Genomic DNA, 21,832 nt, shown 5'->3' with positions numbered 1-21,832 from the left:
TACTGGCTTTGGCATTGGCCGACCTGGAAAGAAGAAAAACGACTGCAGCGACGTCGAACATGCGACGAGCACGTCGCTGGGCCCACGCCAGGCGGCCTCGACGACTTAGCTAGCGGTCATGTCAAGCCCGCTCACGCAACGCGATAGCGCCGGATGACCTCCGGATCCGGGTCGATGCCCAGGCCCGGGCCAGCGGGTACCGCGATCATGCCATCGCGAGGCACCACGGCATCGCCAAGCACCTGCGCGTCCATGTCGAAGTAACGCCATTCGATCATGGCCGCGGCATCCCCCAGCGCTGCCGTGGCATGGATGCTGGCCAGCAGCCCCGGGCCATCGTAGAAGGTATGGACCATCACTTGCGTGTTGTGCGCCTCGGCCAGCGCAAAGACGTTGCGCAAGGCGCTGATGCCGCCCATCTTGGCCGGGCTGGGTTGCACCACATCAACGGCGCCCACGCTGAGCAGGTGCTGGAACTCCATCAGCGTGGTGGCATTCTCGCCGGCGGCGACCGGGATGGCGCACTGCTGGCGCAGGGCGGCCAGTCCGGCGTAGTTCTCCGGCGGCCACAGGGGCTCTTCCAGCCACCGTAGCGACAAGGGTTCCAGCGCGCGCGCCATGTCGATGGCCTCATGGAGTGGCCACGGGCAGTTCGTATCCAGCGTGATCTCGACGTCCGGGCCCGCCGCTTCGCGGGCAGCGCGGATGACCGTGAGGTCGACCTCATGCAGCTTCAGGCTCCGGTAGCCATCGGCGATGGCGCGCCTGACATTGACCGCCATCGTTTCGGGATCGGCATACCGGATCAGGCTGGCATAGGCAGGCAGGCGGTCCCGGCGCGCGCCGCCGAGCAGCTGGTGAACGGGTAGCCCGGCCGCTTTGCCGCAGAGGTCCCACAGGGCGATATCGAGCGCGGACAGCCCATAGAAGATGGCCCCGCTGCGCCCGAAGACATGGAACCTGCGCTGCAGGTCCAGGCCGAGGGCATCGATCCGGGTTGCATCCCGGCCGATGCAGGCAGGCGCCAGCATCTGCTCGATGGCCGCCTTGACCGCCGGAATCCCAACGAAGCCGAAGGTCTCGCCCCAGCCGACCAGCCCGTCGTCGGTCGTCACCTTGAGCAGCAGCGAATCGGCGGCCTGCATCCCGGCGCCGCCCCAGACGCCCGCGGCGGAAACGCCGCCCACCGTGAACGGAATGCGCAGGACGATGGCTTCGATGCTCGCGATCTTCATGGCCCCCCTCCTTCCGCTACTCGCATTCTGCCCCGCATCGCATTGGAGCGATGCCGGGCAGACTTCAATATAGGCGAGAAGGCAAGGAACCGAATGACCGCTGATCACCTATTCGATCGTCACCTTCCCGTCCTTCACCAGCTTGGCGAACTTGACCGTCTCGTCCTGGATCCGCTTGGCAAACTCCTGCGGGGTGCTCGCCATCGGCTCGGCGCCGACCGCAACCATGCGTTGCTGGAAGTCCGGCGATTTCACGATCTTGACGATCTCGGCATTCAGCCGCGTCACGATGGGCGCGGGCGTGGCGGCCGGCGCCAGCACGCCGAACCAGGTGCCGATATCAAAGCCCTTCAGCCCCGCCTCTTCCAGCGTCGGCACATCAGGCAGGACGCTGGAGCGCCGCGCGGTGGTCACGGCCAGGGCGCGCAGCTTGCCCGACTTGATGTGCTGCAGCACCGGCGTCAGGGTATCGAACGACATCGTCACCTGTCCGCCGAGCAGATCGGTCGTCAGCGGGCCGCTGCCCTTGTAAGGCACGTGCAGCAGCGGCGCTCCCGTCGCTGCCTGGAACTGGGTGCCGATCAGGTGCTGCGCGGTGCCGTTGCCATTGGAGCCATAGGCAAACTCCGGCGATGCCTTCTTCGCCAGGGCCACCAGTTCGCTGACGTTCTTCGCCGGCGTCTGCGCAGCATTGATGACCAGCACGTTGGGCACCATGGCGACCGTGGCGATGGGCGCCAGGTCCTTCTGGAAGCTGTAGGGCAGCTTCTTGTAAACGCTGCTGGCGATGGTATGGTGCACTGCGCCCATCAGCAGCGTGTAGCCGTCCGGCTTGCCCTTGGCGACGTAGTCCGCGCCCACGGTGGCGCCGGCGCCGGGCCGGTTCTCCACGATCACGGGCTGGCCCAGGCTCTTCGACAACTGGTCGCCCAGCGCGCGGGCCAGCACGTCCGTGGTACCGCCCGACGGGAACGGAACCACCAGGGTGATCGGCTTAGCTGGCCATTCCTGTGCCAGGCAAGTGCCGCTGAGAATGAAGCCGGCTGCCAGCACGGCCACACCGGAAATACGACGCACGAGTTCAGTACCACGCATGATTTGTCTCCTGAATGTTCTATGTTTGCAGCCGGCTTTCGGCTGATTAATGCTTGATAGCGCCTTGGTTCCCCTGTCTGATGTCTGCCTACTGGACCTGCGCGATGCGCAGCAGGTTGGTGGTGCCGGCCACGGTGAACGGCAGGCCGGCCGAGATGACGATCTGCTGCCCGGCCACGCCAAACTGCTCCTTCAGCACGGTGCGGCTGGCCAGGTTGGTCATCTCCAGCACATCCACCACTTCATGGCAGAGCACCGCATGCACACCCCAGGCCAGCGCCAGCCGGCGCGCGGTGGCGATCCGCGGCGTCATGCCGAGGATCGGCACTTCGGGCCGCTCGCGCGCCATCCGCAGCGCGGAGTAGCCTGAGCTGGTGTAGGTGACCGCGGCAGGCACGCGCAGCAGGTTGGCCACGTGCCTGACGGCATAGCCGATGGCGTCGGCGGCTTCCGCGCGCGGCGCCGAGTGCGATGCCTGGATGGCTTCGTGGTAATGCGGATCCGATTCGGTGCGCGTGATGATGCTGTCCATCATCCGCACCGCTTCCACCGGATAGCTGCCCGATGCCGATTCCGCGGACAGCATCACGGCGTCGGCGCCGTCGTAGATGGCGGTTGCCACATCGGACGCTTCGGCGCGCGTCGGCACCGGCGCGGCCACCATCGACTCCAGCATCTGGGTCGCGACGATCACCGGCTTGCCGGCCTTGCGGCAGGCGCGCACGATGCGCTTTTGCAGCGACGGCACCTGCTCCGCCGGCATCTCGACGCCCAGGTCGCCGCGCGCGACCATGACCGCGTCCGATGCCGCCACGATCGCTTCCAGGCTCTGGATCGCGGCCGGCTTCTCCAGCTTGGCGACGATGCCGGCGCGGCCGTCCAAGATCTGCCGGATCTCCTCGATATCCTCGGCGCGCTGCACGAACGACAGCGCAATCCAGTCCACGCCCAGCGACAGCCCGAAGTCCAGGTCGCGCCGGTCCTTCTCGGTCATCGCCGACAGCGGCAGCACCACGCCGGGCACATTGACGCCCTTGCGGTCGGACAGCGTGCCGCCATTGATCACGGTGGTCTCTGCGTACTCCGCGCCGCAGCGTTCGACGCGCAGGCGCACGCGCCCATCGTCCACCAGCAGTTCCGCACCGGGCTGCAGCGCCGCGAAGATCTCCGGATGCGGCAGGCTGACCCGCTCCGCGGAGCCCGGCACGCTGGCATCGAGATCGAGCCGGAACGCGGCCTGTGCGGCCAGTTGCACCGGGCCGTTGGCAAAGGTGCCGATACGCAGCTTGGGCCCTTGCAGGTCCAGCAGCACGCCGATGGGCCGGCCACGCGCTTGCTCGATGGCGCGGATGCTTTGCAGCCGCTGCTGATGGTCGGCATGGGTGCCGTGGCTGAAGTTGAGCCGGAATACATCGGCGCCCGCGTCAAAGAGGCGCTCGATCATGGCCGGGTCGGTGCTGGCCGGACCCAGCGTGGCCACGATCTTGGCATTGCGAAGGCGTCTCATGCGGAGGCTCCAGAAGCGCGCGTCAGCAAGATCGCGCGGAAGTCGTTGACGTTGGTCAGCGTGGGACCGGTGATGACGGCATCCCCCAGCGCCTCGAAAAATCCATGGCCGTCGTTGGCGGCGAGCGCATCCTGCGGACGCAGTCCGGCGCGCCAGGCGCGTTCAAGCGTGTCCGGGCTGATCACCGCACCCGCGATCTCTTCCTGGCCGTCGACGCCGTCGGTGTCGCCCGCAATCGCATGGATGCCGGATTCGCCGCGCAGCGTCAGCGCCAGCGAGAGCAGGAACTCCACGTTCCTGCCACCCCTGCCCGCGCCCCGCACCGTGACCGTGGTCTCGCCGCCGGACAGCAGCACGCACGGTGCCGCAAACGGCTGGCCATGCCTGGTCGCCGCCAGCGCGATACCGCCCATGACCTTGCCGACATCGCGGGCTTCGCCTTCGATGGCGTCGCCCAGCATGTGCACGGCGAAGCCCGCGTCGCGGCCCACCTGCGCCGCCGCTTCCAGCGCCAGCCGGGGCGTGGCGATGAACTCGGTGCGGATGCGCGGCAGGCGCGGGTCGCCGGGCTTGAGCGTCTCGGCCGCGTCGGATGCCAGCACTGCCATCACATTGGGCGGCAGGTCGATCGCATACCGTTTGACGATGGCCAGCGCATCGGCGCGCGTGGTCGGGTCAGGCACGGTCGGACCCGAGGCGATATCGATGGGATCATCGCCCGGCACATCGGAAATCAGCAGGTTCAGCACGCGCGCCGGATGGCACGCGGCTGCCAGCCGGCCGCCCTTGATGGCGGACAGGTGCCGGCGCACGCAATTCATCTCGGAAATCGTGGCGCCGGACTTGAGCAGCGCGCGATTGACGCGCTGCTTGTCGTCAAGCGTGATGCCGGCAAGCGGCAGCGGCAGCAGCGACGATCCGCCGCCGGAGACCAGGCAGATCACCAGGTCGTCCTCGGCCAGGCCCGCCACCATCGCCAGCATGCGCTGCGAAGCGGCCAGCCCGGCATCATCCGGCACGGGGTGAGCGGCCTCCACGATCTCGATGCGCGAGCACGGCACCGCATAGCCGTAGCGGGTAACGACCAGGCCTTCCAGCGGCCCGGGCCATGCCGCTTCCAGCGCGCCCGCCATCGCCGCCGAGGCCTTGCCCGCGCCAATGAAGACGGTGCGTCCGCGCGGCGGCGGCGGCAGGTGCCGCGCCAGGGTCCTGGCCGGCTGGGCGGCGGCGACCGCCGCATCGAACATGCGCCGCAGCAACACGTTGGGCTCGGAATAATGCTGGCTCACGAAACGGCCCTAGCGCTCAGGCGGCCTTGGCTTGCTGGCCAGCGGCAAGCAGGTCGCACACCGCCTTGGTCACTTCAGCGGTAGTCGCCTTGCCGCCCAGGTCGCCGGTATGCAGCGCGGGGTTGGCGGTGACGGTTTCGACGGCCTGCATCACGCGCTGCGCCGCCTCGTTCTCGCCCAGGTGTTCCAGCAGCATGACCACCGACCAGAAGGTGCCGACCGGGTTGGCCAGGCCCTTGCCCATGATGTCGAAGGCCGAGCCGTGGATGGGTTCGAACATCGACGGGTAGCGGCGCTCCGGGTCGATATTGCCGGTCGGGGCGATGCCCAGGCTGCCGGCCAGCGCCGCCGCCAGGTCGCTCAGGATGTCGGCATGCAGGTTGGTGGCGACGATGGTGTCCAGCGAGGCCGGACGGTTCACCATGCGCGCCGTGGCTGCATCGACCAGTTCCTTGTCCCAGGTGACGTCCGGGAAATCCTTGGCCACCTGCACGGCGACCTCGTCCCACATCACCATGGCGTGGCGCTGCGCGTTGGACTTGGTGATCACCGTCAGCAGCTTGCGGGGACGCGACTGGGCCAGCTTGAAGGCAAAGCGCAGGATGCGCTCCACCCCTACGCGGGTCATCATGCTGACGTCGGTGGCCGCCTCGATCGGGTGGCCCTGGTGCACGCGGCCGCCCACGCCCGAATACTCGCCTTCCGAGTTCTCACGCACGATCACCCAGTTCAGGTCCTCCGCGGCGCAGCGCTTGAGCGGCGCATCGATGCCGGGCAGGATGCGCGTCGGGCGCACGTTGGCGTACTGGTCGAAGCCCTGGCAGATCTTCAGGCGCAGGCCCCACAGCGTGATGTGATCGGGGATATGCGGGTCGCCGGCGGAGCCGAACAGGATGGCATCCTTATCGCGCAGCGCATCCAGGCCGTCGGCGGGCATCATCACGCCGTGCTGGCGGTAGTAGTCGCCACCCCAGTCGAAGTCTTCGAATTCAAAGCGGAAGTCTGCACCGGCAGACGCCAGCGCCTCCATCACTTCACGGCCGGCGGGCACCACCTCCTTGCCAATGCCATCGCCGGGGATCGTTGCAATGCGGTACGTCTTCATCCGTGTCTCCTGGTCCAGATCGATTCAAATACAAGTTGAGTGCGTGGGGCGGATTCTGGGCCGTGGACAAGGTTTTGGATCGCTTGTAGAGTTAAACCATTGTTAACCTGAAATTAAAGATGGAATGGCGCTATCGTCCGGCATCCAACCGTCAGAACTGGGATTCTTCACGTCGGTGGCCACGGCAGGCAGCCTGAGCGCGGCCGCGCGCGACCTTGGGATCACTACCGCCGCGGTCAGCAAGCGGCTGGCGCAGATGGAGGCGCGCATCGGCATGCCGCTGGTGACGCGCACCACGCGGCGCATGAGCCTGACGCCCGAGGGCGAGGTCTACCTGGAGCACGCCCGGCGCATCCTCAGCGAGATCGACGACCTGGACCAGATCCTGACCCGCTCAAAGGGCCGGCCGAGCGGCCTGCTGCGGGTCAATGCCACGCTGGGGTTCGGGCGCATGCATGTGGCGCCGGTGATTTCCGAGTACGTCGCCACCTACCCTGAGGTCGATGTCCAGCTCCAGCTGTCCGCCGACCCGCCGCCGCTGAGCGAAGATGCCTTCGACGTCTGCGTCCGCTTCGGCCAGCCGCCCGACGCCCGCATCGTGGCCAGGAAGCTGGCGCCAAACCGGCGCCTGCTGTGCGCCTCGCCCAAGTACCTGCGCAGCCACGGCACCCCGCACACGCCCGCCGACCTGCGCCAACACAACTGCATCGGCATCCGCCAGGGCAGCGACGCCTATGGCGTGTGGCGCCTGACCTCAGGCAAAGGGACCAAGGCGCGGACCGAATCGGTCCATGTGCGCGGCAACCTCACCACCAATGACGGCGAGATCGCGGTCAACTGGGCGCTGGAAGGCCACGGCATCCTGATGCGCGCTGAGTGGGATATCGAGCGATTCCTGCGCAGTGGCCGGCTGGTGCAGGTACTGCCGCAATACGCGACGCCGGAGGCGGACATCTATGCCGTTTATCAGCAGCGGCACCAACTGTCGTCCCGGATACGGCTGTTCGTGGAGTTCCTGGCGGCGAAGTTCAGTGAGTTTGGGAAGTAACGGCAGCAGGTTTTTTTCCGGCGCCCGGGCCGCCGGGCGTGTATTCGAGTCAATTGGTTGAACGAGCGGGAAGGGACAGAAACGCCCCAACCTCGGGCCCGCGCCGCAACACCCCCCTGTGGAATCCCACAGGGTGCCCGCTCCACCACCCCGGCCTTTCACTATTCTCGTCCAAGGCAATTCGCGCCAGCCCCGTTCTCCGGGGCCAGCTCCGGGCAGATCTGCGTTATCTCCATGCCAGCCCCGGCACGCGAATTGGTCTTTGAAGAACAAGATCCGAAAGGGAAGACTCAATGCGTAAGACGATTTTGCTGATGGCGATTTGCGCGGCGCTGTCCGCGTGTGGCGGGGACGATAACAACACGACCAATTCGCCGAACCCCGGCACCCCAGGCAATCCGGGGGATCCGGGCACCCCCGGTACGCCTGGCACGCCAGGCAACCCCGGCACGCCGGCCACCCCGGCCGGATGGAGCGACCCCGCGCCCTTCACCGAGGCGGGCGCCGGCAATGTGAACGTCGCCATCGATGCCGCGGGCAACGCCATCGCGGTCTGGATGCAGCTGGATCCGGGCACCGCCAACGAAAGCGTGCTGGCGAGCCGCTATGTGCCGGGTTCCGGCTGGTCCGCCCCGGTGGCACTGGAAAACGACCCCGCGGGCGCCACCGACGGCCCGCAGATCGCGATGGACCGCGCCACCGGCCGCGCCATGGTCGTGTGGGCGCAACTCACCACCGCGGGCGCCTACGACATCTGGGCCCGCCCGTTCGACCCGGGCACGGGCTGGGGGACTCTGGCCCGTATCGAGTCGGGGGTCGGCCTGGCGGCCCAGCCGCAGGTCGGCATGGATGCCAGCGGCAACGCGCTTGCGGTCTGGTTCCAGCGCGACGGCCAGTTCGGCCCGTTCAAGATCGTGGCGAACCGCTATACCGCCGCCAGCGGCTGGGGCACGGAGACGACATTCGCCACGCCCAATGATGTCGGTGTGCAGAACGTGCGCCCGCAGATCGCGGTGGCGCCCTCGGGCGACGCCATTGCCGTGTGGGAACTGACTGACCTGGCCAGCAACGGCATCTGGACCAGCCGCTTCAGCGGCGGCAGCTGGGACGCACCCAGCGAACTGGTGCGCGATGACAGCATCGACCGGACGCTCGGCTTCCCCGCCATTGCCATGGACGGCAGCGGCAATGCCACGCTGGTATGGGGGCAATCCGATACCGCAAACAGCACCACGCAAAGCACGCTGTACTCGAAGCGATTTACCTCGGCCTGGCAAAACACGGTTGAGGTGGCGCCGCCGGTGGCCGAAGCCTTTGTCAGCAAGGCACGGCTGTCGGTCAATGCGCGCGGCGACGCCATGGTGGCCTGGGGCCGCAACGACAACGCGCTGGTGGCCAGCCTGGCGCCGGCCAACGGTGCCTGGGGCACCGCGACCGTGCTGCTCAATGCCAGCACGCGCGAGCCCAGCCTGCCCACGGTCGGCCTCGACGGCGCCGGCAACGGCTTTGTGGCATGGACCCAGAAGCCAGACGGCAGCAGCGTGGCCGATCTCTGGACCAACCGCTACGTGGCCGGCACCGGCTGGGGCACGGCGACGCTCGGCGAGAGCTCCAGCGACACTGCCGCCATACCTGCCGTGGCGGTGAACGAGAAGGGCAATGCGGCCCTGGTCTGGAACCAGTGGGGCGACGCGGGCACCAGGATCGTCGGCCGCTATTACACGCCGGCAAACTGAGGCCCGGTTTCGCCGCAGCCTGCAAGCCCCGGGGAGAATACTCTGCCCGGGGCTTGCGCGCGTTAACGGTCAGCGAGGGTCCGTGTCAGATCGACAGCAGCCCCAGCGCCACCGCGCGTGCGCAGGTCGCCTGGCGCCCGCGCGTGTTGAGCTTGCTCGCGGCAACGTTCAGGTGGAAGTAGACGGTGCTCTCGCTGATCGCGAGGATGGTCGAGATCTCCCAGGTGGTCTTGCCGATGGCGGCCCATTGCAGGATCTCACGCTGGCGCCGGCTCAGTACCGGACGGCAGGCTTCGCCTTGCAGGCGGCGCAACGCCGAGTGCAGGCAGTGTGCAAAGTAGCTCATCGGCGCCAGCGTCGTGCGCAGCGCGCGCAGATCGGTGGTGGCATCCGTTGTCAGGGTCATGAAGGCCCAGTCGATGCCGGGCGTCCACAGCGGGATGGTGAGGCCCGATCTCAGCCCATGCTCGCCGGCACTGCGCAACAGGTTGCGCGCGCGCTGCCCGATATCCCGGCGCGTATGGTCAACCTCGCCCAGCGCATTCCATGACGTCGCCGGCATGCCCGCGCGCACGTGCTCCACGCGCGCATCGCTGTCCTCATGCCGCCTGGCGCGCAGTGGCTCGTAGCGCGCCCGCGCCCAGTCCGCGGAGAAATCGTGGAAGCAAACGAAATCGTTGTCGCTCTCCGGACCGATTACCGGCTGCTTCATGACATAAGCATGGTGATTGAAGCCCATGCCCCGCGCCGCGCGCAGCGCGACCTGGGACACTTCCTGTGGCGTTCGCGCGTTCAGGACCGTTTCAGCGTATTGCCAGTCACTAATTGGATCTACCTTCATGAAGTCTCCGACTTGCCGCATTCCGATGGCTCACCATGACCGGAGCGCACAGCGCCTGGGCTGGCCGTCGGTCCATGAAGTTGGCGAGTGTATGCAAATTCCGCCATTGGCGGAACGCCCCGTTCGGGGGAAAAAGACTGACGAGATTTGCTGCGGTGCGAAAGGCGGGCTGTGGTGCAGGCCAGGGCCGGCTAAAGCGGTATTCAAATCAGATCTGAAGGCAGGTTATGTGGGGGCTTCCCCGCCCTTGACACGCGCAACCAGGCTCCGTCCGGCCCAGGGCCGCGAGCAGTCGGGCGTTCAAGCAGGCGAAAGCAACTCAACGCCTAGTGGCTCTCGATCCACTGAATCGCGAAGCGCATCAGCTCCTTGCCGTTAGGAATGTCCAGCTTTTCCTTGATGTTGGCCTGATGCGCCTCGATGGTCTTGACGCTGCGATTCAGTTTCCCGGCGATCTGGCGCGTGCTGAAGCCGAGTCCGATCAGGTGCAGGACTTCGAACTCCCGTTCCGACAGGCTCGCGATCGAGCCCGCGGGGTTTCTTTGAGGAGCCTTCAGGGCCCGCGCCAGCTTGTCATGCATGGCGGCACTCAGGTAGACATTGCCTGCCAGCACCTCGCGGATGGCATTCACAATATGCTCCGTGGCCTCGAGTTTCATCAGATACCCGTTTGCTCCTGCCCGCAGTGCGCGTTCGGCAAACAGCATTTCGTCATGCATGCTGAGGACCAGGATTGCCAGCTTTGGATAGTGTTGCCGGAGCGTCTTGACAAGATCCAGGCCGGAGTTCGAGTGCAGGCTGAGGTCGACAATGGCCATGTCAGGCTGGCAGGCCATCAACGCCAGAGCATCTTCAGAACTGCCGGCCACACAGCAGACGTGCAGGTCCTCATGCAGATTCAGCATCTGGCTTAACCCCTCCCGGATGATGGGGTGGTCATCCACGATCAGGATCTGGGTTGCGTGGCCCGGGCTAGATGGCTTCTGTCGCATGGCCCGGACTCTCTGGTATCGGATAACTGATGGCAACCGTGGTGCCACCCAGAGCATTGCGAGTGATCGTGCAGGAGCCGCCCAGGAGGCTCGCCCGGTGACGCAGGTTGTGAAGCCCCAGCCCCGAGGCACGCTCCATTTTTTCCGGGTCGACCCCCACCCCGTCGTCACTGATGGAAAGCCGCTGCATCCCGCCTTCGCGCTCCAGGTCGATCCCGATGTGGTGTCCCTGGCTATATTTCAGCGCGTTATTCACGGCTTCCTGTGCCGCACGGTAAAGGTTGATCTGCATCGGCGGATCCAGCAAATCCACGTCTGACCCAATGCGCAGCGTGCAGTCTATGCCATCCAGCGCGCAGGTCGTCTGCGCCAGCCCCTGCAGTGCGACCGCAAGGCCACCAGATTCCATGGTGACCGGGTCCAGGCCATGGGCAATCTTGCGAGTCATCAAGGACGCCTGCTTCACCAGTCCGACGATGGTAGCCGCGTCCGCGGCGGCCGGGTGGCCATGCTTCTGCAGTGTTTGATTCAAGGTGCTGCAGTAGAAGCCCAGGCTGGTGAGGTGCTGCCCGAGGCCGTCATGCAGTTCCCGGCCGATGAGCCTCTGCTGCTGGTCGCCGATTCGGATCAGTTCCGCTTCCAGCAGGCGACGCCGCGCCATCTCCTGCTTCAGCTCATGGTTTGCTCGCTCCAGGTCCCGGGTTCGCTCTTGCACGCGCCGCTCCAGTTCGATGTGGGACGCCTGCAGCAGGCTATGGACGCGCTTCTCCTGGGCATGTGCCGCCGCCAGCAGCAGCCCGGTCACTGCCACGACGTTCGCGAAGGCGCACCATCTCACAAGGCTATCCACTGCAGACTCTGCGGCAAAGGGACCGGTGCCGTTGGTGGTGCCCCAGATGGCCACGATCGAGACCAGCAAGGTTGCGAAGGTGGTGCCCAGGTGATCGAAGCGCAGAGCCGCCCAGATAATGAACGGGAGAATCGCCAGGGCTGAAGGATAGTAGCCGTGCCCGGCAAGCTCGGGGGCGCCGAAGACAAGGTAACTTGCCCAGAGGATTGCAACGGCCAGCCCGCACGCTTCCACTGCCTGCTTTGCGGAGCGCACAGGCATGGGACTCGCAAGCAGGCCGAGCAGGGGCGGAGCCACCACCAGCACACCCATCATGTCACCGAGCCACCATTCCAGAAGGGCGGCGCCGTATTCGGTGACTGACACCCGACCCGCTCCAAGGAGAGCGGTCGCACCAATCAGGGCACTCACTGCGGTGCTGACCGTCGCAGCCAGGATGATGAAGGCCAACACGTCCCTGATGCGGTCGAGGGCGATCCGGAATTGAGCCACGCGCTTCAACAACAATGTGGCCGTCAACGCTGCCGCCGTCGCGCCGAGGCCAATCACCCCGGCCATTGGCAGTGGCACGCCGACCGACATATTGGCCAAAAAGGAGCCAATGGCAATTCCGGGGGCAGCTGCAAAGCCAATGACAAGGAGCGCAACGAGGGCGACGCCGCTGGAAGGCCACACCAGAGACACTGCACCGCCCACTACTGCATAAGCAAGTCCCAGCTTGGCACTTGCGTAATACGCCAAAGCGACAAATCCGGCATGGACGAAAAGGCTGAGTCTAAAGTTGCGCGGGATAATAAACATTGTTCGCATCAAACCTCGGGAACAGACACTGTCACATCCAGTCATTTCTATCGTTAAACGGAATGACGACACTCTTGCGAAAGTGAATGTTCCATGCACCTGCGGCAAATCACGAGCCTGCACCGAATCGATGCAAGGCGAAGTGCTGCAAAACCATGGTGCCGCAACACTACTATGAATCTACGTCAGAACTCCCCTGCGCGGTAAGCGTAGCCGAATAGATTCGATCGGCATCGTGCAGTAATGCTGGACTGAGTCTGCCCTGCCCACCGGCTAGGGCAATCCCCTAGCCTCTTTTCGGAAAAAAGCCTTATTCATATGCTTCCCGCCAGGGCCTACATTTCATTGCACTTGTGCGAAGTTGCGACCCTCAAACTGAAGCGAAAGAAGAATCGTTTCGGTGTTTTTGCAACGACCTGAAATGGAGGTAAAAAAAATGCTTAAAACAGTCATACTGCTCGCTGCGGCGGGTGCTGCGCTTAGTGCCGGAGTTGCCTATGCCGGCATCGGGACGCGGGATGTCTACACTGACGGCGCCAGCGTGATGGGGCCGCGAGACCCATATACCGATGGGGGCAAGACCACAAAGTTTGACGTCTATTCAGATGGGGCGAAAGTCTCGGATAGACGCGACGTGTTCACCGATGGCGCGAGAATCACCAACCGCGATGGACTCGTTGACGACAGTATGTAAGGAACTACAGAAAAAAGTGTCCCCCTCACGAAATTCGTGGCCGGCACTCAGCGCCCCCGGCCACAAACCAGCACATCCCCCAAGTAACAGCCTCGGGGGATTTTTTTTGCAGTGAGCGGAGCGGCATTGCCGATGCCGCTGCAGCAGCCGACAGCAAGAAAAAACGCTCCGACCGATGGCCGGAGCTCAATCGCTGCGGCGGGATCCGACCCTCGCCGCGCGCATCAACCCTCAGTCAGTTGTCCAGAATGCGCCGGGCTGGCCGGATTTCAGTGCGGCCATGATGCCGCCAGTGTGCTGGCCGCGCCGTGGAATCGCGCCCGCCGCCATGGCCTTGCCATCGAAACGCGGCGCGGGCGCAGCCTGCAGATGGCCCTCCGCTTCGAAGTAGACGCCCCGCGCGACCAGATGCGGATGCCCGGCGGCCTCTTCAGGGCTCAGTACCGGACCAAAGCAAACGTCGGTGTTCTCCAGCAGTGCGCACCATTGCGCGCGAGTCCTGGTGGCAAAGAGTTCTTCAAAGTGCTGATGCAGCTCCGGCCAACGCTCGCGGTCCCATTGCCGGGCGAAACGCGGATCCTCGGTCAGGCCCAGCTTTTCCAGCAACAGCGCGTAGAACTGCGGCTCGATCGAGCCGAGCGTGACGAACTTCCCGTCCGCGCAGCGGTAGGTCGAATAGAAATGAGAGGCATCGTGGATGTTGTTGCCGCGCTCGCCGGTGATGAAGCCCTTGCGGCGCGTGGAAAGCAACAGCTGCAGCATATGGGCCGAGCCATCCACGATGGATGCATCCACCACGGTTCCCTTTCCGGTGGCGCGGGCGTTGAGGATGCCAGACAGCAGCCCTACCGCCAGGTAAAGCGCGCCACCGCCAACGTCGCCCACCACGGTAATGGCCGACGATGGTGGCTCTGCCGGCGTGCCGTGGTAGTACAGCGCGCCGGAAAGCGAGATGTAGTTGTTGTCATGCCCCGCGGCCTGCGCCATCGGGCCGCTCTGCCCCCACCCTGTCATGCGCCCGTAGACCAGCCGGGGATTGCGTTGCAGGCAGACATCCGGGCCCAGCCCCAGGCGCTCCATGACGCCGGGGCGCATGCCTTCGATCAGCGCGTCGGCATCCTGGATCAGTGCCAGCACCAGCTCACGCCCTTCGGCCGTTTTCAGGTCGGCAACCACCGAGCGCTTGCCCCGGTTCAGCACGTAGCCTTCGGTGGATGGCGCCGCACTGTTGGCCGGTGCCGCGCGTTCCACGGCGATCACGTCGGCGCCGAGATCGGCGAGGTGCATGGCGCAGAACGGGCCTGGACCGATCCCGCAAATCTCGACAACTCTTACACCGGAAAGCATGAACGATCCCCCTGATTCAGCATGAAAGTCTTCCGTACAGTACGTTGGAGCTTCGGAGGCTATCAGCCGTCCGGCCAGGCCAGGCCTCCCCGAAACAGGGAGGGGGCGGCCCCGGCCGGCACACCGATCAGTCAAGCGTGATGCGCGCGTTGGCCGCGATCCGTCCCCAGATCTCGGCATCGCGCCGCATCAGCTTCAGGAATGCCTCGGGCTCCAGCGTTCCCGGTTCCAGCCCTTGCTCACGAATCGCCGTTTGCATGGCCGGCTTGGCCAGGATTGCCAGTACCGCTGCGGAAAGTTTGTCCTTCACCGCCTTCGGCGTCGCCGCCGGCACGAACAGGCCATACCAGCCATTTGGCTCGAAATCGCGGTAGCCCAGTTCGGTAAACGTCGGCACCTCCGGCAGCAACGCCAGCCGGCGCTCGCCCGTGACAGCCAGTACCTTGATCTTCGGGGAGTTGAGCGCGGCCTTGCCGCTGGCCACATCCACAAACCCGGAACTGACCTGCCCACCCAGCAAGTCCTGGATCAGTGGCGTGCCGCCCTTGTAGGCCACGTGGGTCAGGTCGACGTCCCCCTGCATCCGCAGCAACTCCCCGTGCATGTGAGAGGAAGTGCCGTTGCCGTAGGAGCCGTAGCTGATCTTGCCAGGCGTGGCCCTGGCCGCGGACAACAGCTCACTCACGCTGCCAGCGCGAGTGGATACCGGCGCGGTGAATACGTCCGAGGAGAGCGCCAGGCGCGCCAGCGGCGCGAAGTCACGAAAGGTGTCATAGGGCAGTGACTTGTAGACGCCTTGCAACTGCACCAGCGGCGTGGCACCCAACAGCAGCGTATAGCCGTCCGGCGCAGTCTTCGCGACCGTCGCTGTGCCAATGGTGCCGCTTGCGCCGGGCTTGTTCTCGACCACCACCGGCTGGCCCCACATCGCCGTCAGCTCGCGGCCGAGCAAGCGGGCCACGGTGTCGGATCCGCCTCCGGCCGGGAATGGCACGACCAGCCGGATGGGCTTTTGCGGATAGGCAGAATCGTCCGCGGCGTGCGACAAGGCCGGCAGCGCGGCGATGCACGCCAGCGCGGCCAGGGCAGCACACCGCCGCGGCGAAGTGATGATGGGCATAGGCTCTCCTTGGGGAAGGATTGGGTCAGTCGATCATTTCGAACTGCGGCAGGCTCACGTCGTCACTCGCCTTCTCGAACACCACTCGAACGCGCTTGCCGATAGCGATGGCCTCGGGCGATGCGTTGAGGATGTTCGCCATCATGCGCACCCCTTCGTCAAGTTCGACAATGGCCACGGCGTACGGCACGCGCGCCTTCATGAAGGCATTGGGTGCGCGATGGTTGATCGTGAAGGTATAGATCGAGCCAAAGCCGCAGACTTCGGTCCAGTCGACCTGGTCCGATTCGCACGCAAGGCACAGCGTGCGTGGATAGAACTGGCGGTGGCCACAGGCGCGGCAGCCCTGCACCACCAGCCGGCCCTGCGCCGCCGCATGCCAGTAGCCTTCGGTGATCTCGGTGGGACGCGGCAGGGGACGTTGTGCTTCGCTCATGCTTCAGACTCCGAGGATCATGGTGGTGTTGCAGGAGAAGACCAGTCCGGGCGCATGGCACAGCGCCAGTTCGGCATCGGGCAATTGCCGCTCGCCGCACTCCCCCCGCAGCTGGCGCACGGCCTCGATCAGCACGAACATGCCAAACATGCCAGGGTGGCCGTAGGAGAGGCCGCCGCCAGAGGTGTTGATGGGGAAGCGGCCACCCGGGCCCAGGGCGCCATCGGCGACGAAGGCACCGCCCTCGCCTCGCTTGCAAAAGCCCAGCTCTTCCAGCGACTGGATGACACCAATGGTGAAGTGGTCATAGACCTGCACCACGTCGATGTCTTCGCGGGTAACGCCCGCCATGCGGAACGCTTCGTCCGCCGTCTCGGCGACGCGCGTATCCAGCCAGTCGGCCGTGCTGAACGGGGTGTAGTGGTGCGAGAAGGTCTCGGCTGCGCCCATCACATAGACCGGCTTCGACTTCAGGTCTCGGGCACGATCGGAGGAGGTGATGATCAGTGCGCCACCGCCATCCGTGACAAGGCAGCAGTCACGCGTACGCAGCGGCGACGCGATCACAGGCGACGCCATGACCTCCTCGATGCTGGTTTGCTCGCGCCGGTATGCCTTCGGGTTCAGCTGCGCCCAGCGCCGCGCCGCCACTGCCACCTCGGCGAGATCCCTGGACGTGGTGCCGTAGCGATGCATGTGCAACTGGGCAACCATTGCATAGTAGCCGATCGGGCTGAGCTGGCCATAGGGCGCGATGAACTGGCCACGCGGCGATTCCGGCGTATCCGCGGCGACGGCGCCACTCTTGCGCGAGCCGTCGGACAGTTGCGTACTGCCATAGGTCACCAGCGCCACCGAACACATGCCGGCGGCAATGGCCGCCATCGCATGGCGGATGTGCATCAGGTTGGACATGCCCCCGACGTTGCTGGAGTCGACGTACCTTGGCTGGATACCGAGGTATTCGGCCAGCTGCACGGTGGCAAAACGGTCATCGGTATGCGCAAAGACGGCATCCACATCGCGCAGCGACAGCCCCGCGTCCTGCAGGGCCAGCCGCGCGGCCTGCGCCTGCAACTCCAGTGCCGTCTTGCCGGGCACCTTGCCCAGGTCGGATTCCGCGGCACCGACGATGGCGACCGAGCGAGGAAGGTTCTTGGTCATGGTGAATTCAGAGTGCGCGCGCGATGACTTCGCGCATGATTTCGGCCGAACCGCCGTAGATCCGGTTCGGACGCACGTCGGTGTAGGCACGGGCGATGGGGTATTCGCGCATATAGCCGTAGCCGCCAAAGAACTGCATCAGGTCATCGATGGCCCGCGTGGCCTCGCCGGCCCAGTACTTGGCCATGGCGGCACCATCGGGCGTCAGCGTGCCGGCGAGGTATTGTTCAAGGCAGCTATCGACGAAGGCACGCGTGGCACAGGCATGTGTCTTGATTTCGGCCAGGCGGAAGCGGATGAACTGGTTCTCGATCAGCGCCTTGTCGAAGGCGCGGCGTTCCTTGACATGCGCGATGGTCCAGTCAAGCGCCACCTCCAGCGCCACGGCGCAACGCAAGGCGATCAGCAGGCGCTCACGCACCAGCCCGCTCATGGCGTAGCCGAAGCCGGCATTGCGCTCGCCGACCAGCATGTCGTCCGGCACGAAGACGTTCTCGAAGAAGAGTTCAGCGGTGTCCTGGGCCTTCTGGCCGATCTTGTCCAGCAGGCGGCCGCGGCTGAATCCGGGGCTGGTGGTGTCGACCCAGAACAGGCTGATGCCGCGCGCACCGGCGGCCGGCACTGTCTTGGCGAACACCAGCACGCGGTCAGCGTGGTAGCCGTTGGTGATAAAGGTCTTCTGGCCGTTGAGCCGGTAACCACCATCCACCTTGACAGCGCTGGTGCGGATGGCCTTCAGGTCACTGCCAGCCCCCGGCTCGGTCATCGCGATCGATCCGACCACATCGCCGCTGGCCATGCGCGGCAGGAACTCACGCTTCTGCGCCTCGGTGCCGAACTCCAGCAGGTACGGCGCGACGTTCTCCGAGTGCGTGGTGAACCCGGTCACGCCGCTGGCCAGGGCCCGGGCGATCTCTTCCACCACGATGGCGCTGTGCAGGAAGTCACCGCCGGCACCGCCGTAGGCTTCGGGCAATCCGGGGCACAGCAGGCCATGGGCGCCGGCATCGCGCCAGAGGCCGCGCGGAACCAGGCCGGCAGCTTCCCATTCGGCGTGTCCAGGCATGACCTTGTCAGCCAGGAAACGGGCGACGCTGTCGCGGTACATCTCGTGCTCCGGCGCGAACATCTTGCGCGGCGCGTGGTAGCTGGCTTCTTGTCGGGACATGGCATCAGGCGCGCTTAATGCGCGATTCGGTTTTCGGTTGGCCAGTAGCTGGCCTTGACGGCGCGCTTGAGCAGCTTGCCGGTTTCGGTGCGCGGAAGCGCCGTGACGAAGTCGACCGAGCGCGGGCATTTGATCGGGGAGATCCTGCTGCGGCAAAGCGCGATCAGTTCTTCGGCCAGGACCGGCGACGCCCGCTCAGGCTCATGCAACTGGACCACCGCCTTCACTTCCTCGCCGAACTCGGTATTCGGCACGCCGACCACCGCCACGTCGAAGACCGCCGGATGGCTCATCAGCACGTTCTCGGATTCCTGCGGATAGATGTTGACGCCGCCCGAGACAATGGTGTTGGCAAGGCGGTCCGTGAGGTAAAGGAAGCCATCGGCATCGACATAGCCGACGTCCCCATAGGTGGCCCACCCACGGTCGTTATAGACCTGCCGGGTTTTCTCCGGATCATTGTGGTAGGCAAAGGTCCCGCCGCCGGAGAAGTAGACAACGCCGGTCTGGCCCTGCGGCACTTCATTGCCATCGTCGCCGACGATGTGTACCCGCCCGAACTCGGCCCGTCCGACCGACCCCTTGTGCGCGAGCCATTCCACGGAGTCCAGCGAGGTGCGCCCGACCAGTTCGGTGCCGCTGTAGAACTCATAGAGGATCGGTCCCCACCAGTCGATCATCTGCTGCTTGACCGAAATCGGACACGGCGCGGCGGCGTGGATCGCATAGCGCATGGTCGACAAGTCGAAGCGCTCGCGCTCCGCGGCAGGCAGCCGCAGCAAGCGCACGAACATGGTCGGCACCCACTGGCTATGGGTCACGCCGTAGCGCGCGATCGCATCCAGCGCCGCCAGCGGCTCGAACTTTTCCATCAAGATCGAGGTGCCACCGGCGCGCATCGTGGCCATGTTCCAGCGTACCGGGGCAGTGTGATAGAAAGGCGCGGTCGACAGGTAGACCGTGTCGCGGTCCAGCGACTTCCAGGCCAGGCGAGGGTCATCACCGGTGCGGAAGAAAGCGTTTGCGCCTTGCAGTGGACGCTTGATGCCCTTGGGCCTGCCCGTGGTGCCGGACGAATATGAGAAGTCAGTTCCCTCTACCGTGCGCGGCAACGTGACATCGGCCGGCATCTGCTCCAGCCACGCTTCGTAATTGCTGTAGCCCGGGTCGTTCCCATCCAGAAGCACACGCGTGACCCGAAGCGATGCCAGCGCGCCGGGCGCCAGGTCGCCAAGGGTCTGCGCCGAGCAGAACAGTACCCGGGCGCCACAGTCCTGCACGATGTACTCCACCTCGTCGGCTCTCAGGTGACGGCTGATCGTGGTGTAGTACAAGCCGATCCGGTGCGCGGCCCAAAGGATCTCGAAATAGCGGACATGGTTCTCCAGCAGCACGGCAATGCCGTCGCCCTCGCGCAAACCGGCAGCCAGAAGTGCGGCAGCGCACTGTCGCGAACGCTGCTCCAGTTCGGCCCACGTCACCGCCTGGCCGGACGGCACCATGCGGTAGGCAACCCGGTCGGGCGTGGCACGGGCGAATTGCTCGATCACGGACATCTTGACTCCTTGATTACGGATGCAGGTCCGCGACGCCGTGGCTCAGCACCACCACATTGCGCTCGTCGGCGAGCGCACGGAACTGGACCTGCCCTTCGCCGCGCCACATCTCCACGCGCAGTGTTTCACCCGGCAGGAATGGCGATGAAAAGCGCACCGAAAGGCTGGCCAGGCGCGACGGATCCCCACCGCAAGCCTGCTTCAGCAGCGCCCGGCACGCTATGCCGTAAGTGCAAAGGCCATGCAGGATCGGCCGCTCGAAGCCGGCCTGCCGGGCGGCGGCGGGCAGCGCGTGGATGGGATTGCGATCGCCATTGAGGCGGTACAGCAAGGCCGCCGAAGGCTGGGTCGGCATCGACATGATCATGTCAGGCACGCGCTCCGGCACCGCGGGCAATGGCTCGAGCGGTGCATCGCCGGGCGTGGCGGCGCAGGCAAAGCCACCATCCGCCCGGCAGAACGACACATGCTCGACGGTCGCCAGCAACTCGCCGCTGGCCTGGTCGTCGATGCGCCGCTCAGTGACCACCAGCGCGCCCTTGCCGGCGCCCTTGTCCACCACGCGGCTGACGCGCGTCTGGCTGCGTACCGCGCCAGACGCCGCGGGCACCGCAAAAAAGCGCATCCGGTGCTCGCCGTGCAGGATCTGCATCCAGTCGATGCCCGTACCCGGGTCGCTTGCCCACGCACCCGGCGCGCCGACGGTGGCGAGGAAGGTGGGCACCACGCTCAGTCCTTCCTCAAAGACAAAGGGCAAGTCCGCCTCGTCCATTGGATCGGTGCCGAAGCCGAGGCTCAGCGCATAGCGAATGCTGTCGTTCGCCGCATAGCTGGAAACCTGGTCAAAGAACGCCCACGAGCGCAGGCGGTGATAGTCGATGGCCATCGCTGCGTACCTCCGTTCTCAGATCGGGTCCCAGGAAAACACCTCCGGCGAGCGCTCCAGCGGCGTGAAGGCGCGCTTCACCGCCGGCACGGCATGCTCCGCCAGCGTCTCCAGCGTCCAGCCTTCGGCGCGATGCACCGATGCCACCGGGCGCGGCTGGCTCATGACGATCAGCTCATTGCCGCGCACGGCCAGCACCTGGCCATTGACGTCGGCCGAAGCATCGCCGGACAGGAACGCGGCAACCGGGGCAACCTGCTCCGGCTTCATCGCCTGCATCCGCTCAAGGCGCTTCTTCTCGGCCTCGGTTTCGCTGGGCAGCGTGCCGATCAGGCGGCTCCATGCGAACGGGGCTATACAGTTGGAACGGACATTGAAGCGGGCCATGTCCAGGGCGATGGATTTCGACAGTGCCACGATGCCAAGCTTGGCGGCGGCGTAATTGGCCTGCCCGAAATTTCCGATCAGGCCGGTGGTGGAGGTCATGTGGACGTAGGTGCCGCTGTGCTGTTCCTTGAAATAAGGTGCCGCAGCACGGCTGACAAAGTAAGCGCCGCCCAGGTGCACATCCAGTACCGCCTGCCATTCGGCGGTGCTCATCTTGTGGAAGATGCGGTCGCGCAGGATGCCAGCGTTGTTGATCACGCCATCGATGCGGCCGAACTCGCGGATGGCGGTATCGACAATGGCCTGCGCGCTCTCGGCAGTCGCTACCGAATCGGTGTTCGCCGCAGCCTTCCCGCCGGCTGCACGGATCTCGTCAACCACCTTCTGGGCTGGTCCGGCATCACTGCCCTCGCCGCTGCCGCTGGAGCCCAGGTCGTTGACGACCACCCTGGCGCCCTGCGCGCCGAGCAGCATGGCAATGGCACGGCCGATGCCATTGCCGGCTCCGGTGACGACGATGACTTTGTCCTTGAAATTGTTTTGCATGGCGTTGTCTGCAAGAAGAGAGTGATGAA

General features: G+C 65.5%; 19 protein-coding genes. 3 read left to right on the top strand and 16 right to left on the bottom strand.

Annotated features, from left to right (window positions below):
- Window positions 1-131: 131 nt before the first annotated feature.
- The 5 genes from CF68_RS29155 to CF68_RS29135 form a co-directional block, all read right to left on the bottom strand.
- Window positions 132-1,235: a mandelate racemase/muconate lactonizing enzyme family protein gene (locus tag CF68_RS29155; protein ID WP_035825835.1), complete on the bottom strand. Its 1,104-nt coding sequence runs from the start codon at window positions 1,233-1,235 to the stop codon at window positions 132-134.
- 108 nt (window positions 1,236-1,343) lie between these two features.
- Window positions 1,344-2,330 carry a tripartite tricarboxylate transporter substrate binding protein gene (locus tag CF68_RS29150; protein ID WP_035825833.1) on the bottom strand — a complete coding sequence of 329 codons (987 nt, stop codon included), beginning with the start codon at window positions 2,328-2,330 and terminating at the stop codon, window positions 1,344-1,346.
- 88 nt (window positions 2,331-2,418) lie between these two features.
- Entirely contained in the window at window positions 2,419-3,837 is a 1,419-nt protein-coding gene (gene pyk, locus CF68_RS29145) for a pyruvate kinase (protein ID WP_035825831.1), read from the bottom strand.
- Window positions 3,834-5,084: a glycerate kinase gene (locus tag CF68_RS29140; protein ID WP_051591744.1), complete on the bottom strand. Its 1,251-nt coding sequence runs from the start codon at window positions 5,082-5,084 to the stop codon at window positions 3,834-3,836. The genes pyk and CF68_RS29140 overlap by 4 nt, the downstream gene beginning before the upstream one ends.
- Window positions 5,085-5,142: 58 nt before the next feature.
- A complete protein-coding gene (locus CF68_RS29135) occupies window positions 5,143-6,231 on the bottom strand; it encodes a tartrate dehydrogenase (protein WP_035825828.1) in 1,089 nt (362 codons plus the stop codon).
- Window positions 6,232-6,355: 124 nt separating this feature from the next.
- Here CF68_RS29135 and CF68_RS29130 point away from each other — a divergent pair, with 124 nt between their 5' ends.
- Both CF68_RS29130 and CF68_RS37810 read left to right on the top strand, forming a co-directional pair.
- Complete coding sequence (locus CF68_RS29130; protein ID WP_035825824.1) at window positions 6,356-7,279, top strand: LysR family transcriptional regulator; 924 nt, start codon at window positions 6,356-6,358, stop codon at window positions 7,277-7,279.
- 293 nt (window positions 7,280-7,572) lie between these two features.
- Window positions 7,573-9,015, top strand: a complete 1,443-nt coding sequence (locus tag CF68_RS37810) for a hypothetical protein (RefSeq protein ID WP_035825822.1) — start codon at window positions 7,573-7,575, stop codon at window positions 9,013-9,015.
- An 85-nt stretch (window positions 9,016-9,100) separates the two neighbouring features.
- On the opposite strand, the gene CF68_RS35625 is transcribed toward CF68_RS37810, so the two are convergent.
- From CF68_RS35625 to CF68_RS29110, 3 genes are all read right to left on the bottom strand, one after another.
- Window positions 9,101-9,856, bottom strand: a complete 756-nt coding sequence (locus CF68_RS35625) for a LuxR C-terminal-related transcriptional regulator (protein ID WP_161786881.1) — start codon at window positions 9,854-9,856, stop codon at window positions 9,101-9,103.
- 326 nt (window positions 9,857-10,182) lie between these two features.
- On the bottom strand, window positions 10,183-10,848 hold the full coding sequence (locus CF68_RS29115; protein WP_084187508.1) for a response regulator transcription factor: 666 nt from the start codon (window positions 10,846-10,848) through the stop codon (window positions 10,183-10,185).
- Complete coding sequence (locus CF68_RS29110) at window positions 10,829-12,499, bottom strand: MASE1 domain-containing protein (RefSeq protein ID WP_035825817.1); 1,671 nt, start codon at window positions 12,497-12,499, stop codon at window positions 10,829-10,831. The genes CF68_RS29115 and CF68_RS29110 overlap by 20 nt, the downstream gene beginning before the upstream one ends.
- Window positions 12,500-12,899: 400 nt before the next feature.
- On the opposite strand from CF68_RS29110, the gene CF68_RS29105 reads away from it, so the two are divergent.
- A complete protein-coding gene (locus CF68_RS29105; protein WP_369798921.1) occupies window positions 12,900-13,193 on the top strand; it encodes a hypothetical protein in 294 nt (97 codons plus the stop codon).
- Between the two features lie 231 nt (window positions 13,194-13,424).
- Here the strand turns inward: CF68_RS29105 and CF68_RS29100 are convergent, their stop codons facing one another.
- The 8 genes from CF68_RS29100 to CF68_RS29065 all read right to left on the bottom strand — a co-directional run bounded on the left by CF68_RS29100 (window position 13,425) and on the right by CF68_RS29065 (window position 21,803).
- A complete protein-coding gene (locus CF68_RS29100) occupies window positions 13,425-14,540 on the bottom strand; it encodes a CaiB/BaiF CoA-transferase family protein (RefSeq protein ID WP_035825814.1) in 1,116 nt (371 codons plus the stop codon).
- Window positions 14,541-14,667: 127 nt separating this feature from the next.
- The gene (locus CF68_RS29095) at window positions 14,668-15,660 is read right to left on the bottom strand and encodes a tripartite tricarboxylate transporter substrate binding protein (RefSeq protein ID WP_035825811.1); all 993 of its coding nucleotides are present in this window, start codon (window positions 15,658-15,660) and stop codon (window positions 14,668-14,670) included.
- A 25-nt stretch (window positions 15,661-15,685) separates the two neighbouring features.
- Window positions 15,686-16,096 (bottom strand): Zn-ribbon domain-containing OB-fold protein, encoded by a 411-nt coding sequence (locus CF68_RS29090; protein WP_035825809.1) that lies wholly within the window; start codon window positions 16,094-16,096, stop codon window positions 15,686-15,688.
- A 3-nt stretch (window positions 16,097-16,099) separates the two neighbouring features.
- Complete coding sequence (locus CF68_RS29085) at window positions 16,100-17,260, bottom strand: acetyl-CoA acetyltransferase (RefSeq protein ID WP_035825807.1); 1,161 nt, start codon at window positions 17,258-17,260, stop codon at window positions 16,100-16,102.
- Between the two features lie 7 nt (window positions 17,261-17,267).
- On the bottom strand, window positions 17,268-18,428 hold the full coding sequence (locus CF68_RS29080) for an acyl-CoA dehydrogenase family protein (RefSeq protein WP_035825805.1): 1,161 nt from the start codon (window positions 18,426-18,428) through the stop codon (window positions 17,268-17,270).
- Window positions 18,429-18,442: 14 nt separating this feature from the next.
- Window positions 18,443-19,984 (bottom strand): acyl-CoA synthetase, encoded by a 1,542-nt coding sequence (locus tag CF68_RS29075; protein ID WP_035825803.1) that lies wholly within the window; start codon window positions 19,982-19,984, stop codon window positions 18,443-18,445.
- Window positions 19,985-19,997: 13 nt separating this feature from the next.
- On the bottom strand, window positions 19,998-20,870 hold the full coding sequence (locus CF68_RS29070) for a MaoC/PaaZ C-terminal domain-containing protein (protein ID WP_035825800.1): 873 nt from the start codon (window positions 20,868-20,870) through the stop codon (window positions 19,998-20,000).
- Window positions 20,871-20,888: 18 nt separating this feature from the next.
- Entirely contained in the window at window positions 20,889-21,803 is a 915-nt protein-coding gene (locus tag CF68_RS29065) for an SDR family NAD(P)-dependent oxidoreductase (RefSeq protein ID WP_035825797.1), read from the bottom strand.
- Between the last annotated feature and the right edge of the window lie 29 nt (window positions 21,804-21,832).

This window comes from Cupriavidus sp. SK-4 (assembly GCF_000611125.1).
GTDB lineage: Bacteria > Pseudomonadota > Gammaproteobacteria > Burkholderiales > Burkholderiaceae > Cupriavidus > Cupriavidus necator.
This window is presented reverse-complemented; position numbering and strand designations above follow the sequence as displayed.

Bases quoted from the DNA above. Each gene is read 5' to 3' on its own strand.
- CF68_RS29155 (WP_035825835.1), bottom strand. From the start codon at position 1,235: ATGAAGATCGCGAGCATCGAAGCCATCGTCCTGCGCATTCCGTTCACG.
- CF68_RS29150 (WP_035825833.1), bottom strand. From the start codon at position 2,330: ATGCGTGGTACTGAACTCGTGCGTCGTATTTCCGGTGTGGCCGTGCTG.
- pyk (WP_035825831.1), bottom strand. From the start codon at position 3,837: ATGAGACGCCTTCGCAATGCCAAGATCGTGGCCACGCTGGGTCCGGCC.
- CF68_RS29140 (WP_051591744.1), bottom strand. From the start codon at position 5,084: ATGTTCGATGCGGCGGTCGCCGCCGCCCAGCCGGCCAGGACCCTGGCG.
- CF68_RS29135 (WP_035825828.1), bottom strand. From the start codon at position 6,231: ATGAAGACGTACCGCATTGCAACGATCCCCGGCGATGGCATTGGCAAG.
- CF68_RS29130 (WP_035825824.1), top strand. From the start codon at position 6,356: ATGGCGCTATCGTCCGGCATCCAACCGTCAGAACTGGGATTCTTCACG.
- CF68_RS37810 (WP_035825822.1), top strand. From the start codon at position 7,573: ATGCGTAAGACGATTTTGCTGATGGCGATTTGCGCGGCGCTGTCCGCG.
- CF68_RS35625 (WP_161786881.1), bottom strand. From the start codon at position 9,856: ATGAAGGTAGATCCAATTAGTGACTGGCAATACGCTGAAACGGTCCTG.
- CF68_RS29115 (WP_084187508.1), bottom strand. From the start codon at position 10,848: ATGCGACAGAAGCCATCTAGCCCGGGCCACGCAACCCAGATCCTGATC.
- CF68_RS29110 (WP_035825817.1), bottom strand. From the start codon at position 12,499: ATGTTTATTATCCCGCGCAACTTTAGACTCAGCCTTTTCGTCCATGCC.
- CF68_RS29100 (WP_035825814.1), bottom strand. From the start codon at position 14,540: ATGCTTTCCGGTGTAAGAGTTGTCGAGATTTGCGGGATCGGTCCAGGC.
- CF68_RS29095 (WP_035825811.1), bottom strand. From the start codon at position 15,660: ATGCCCATCATCACTTCGCCGCGGCGGTGTGCTGCCCTGGCCGCGCTG.
- CF68_RS29090 (WP_035825809.1), bottom strand. From the start codon at position 16,096: ATGAGCGAAGCACAACGTCCCCTGCCGCGTCCCACCGAGATCACCGAA.
- CF68_RS29085 (WP_035825807.1), bottom strand. From the start codon at position 17,260: ATGACCAAGAACCTTCCTCGCTCGGTCGCCATCGTCGGTGCCGCGGAA.
- CF68_RS29080 (WP_035825805.1), bottom strand. From the start codon at position 18,428: ATGTCCCGACAAGAAGCCAGCTACCACGCGCCGCGCAAGATGTTCGCG.
- CF68_RS29075 (WP_035825803.1), bottom strand. From the start codon at position 19,984: ATGTCCGTGATCGAGCAATTCGCCCGTGCCACGCCCGACCGGGTTGCC.
- CF68_RS29070 (WP_035825800.1), bottom strand. From the start codon at position 20,870: ATGGCCATCGACTATCACCGCCTGCGCTCGTGGGCGTTCTTTGACCAG.
- CF68_RS29065 (WP_035825797.1), bottom strand. From the start codon at position 21,803: ATGCAAAACAATTTCAAGGACAAAGTCATCGTCGTCACCGGAGCCGGC.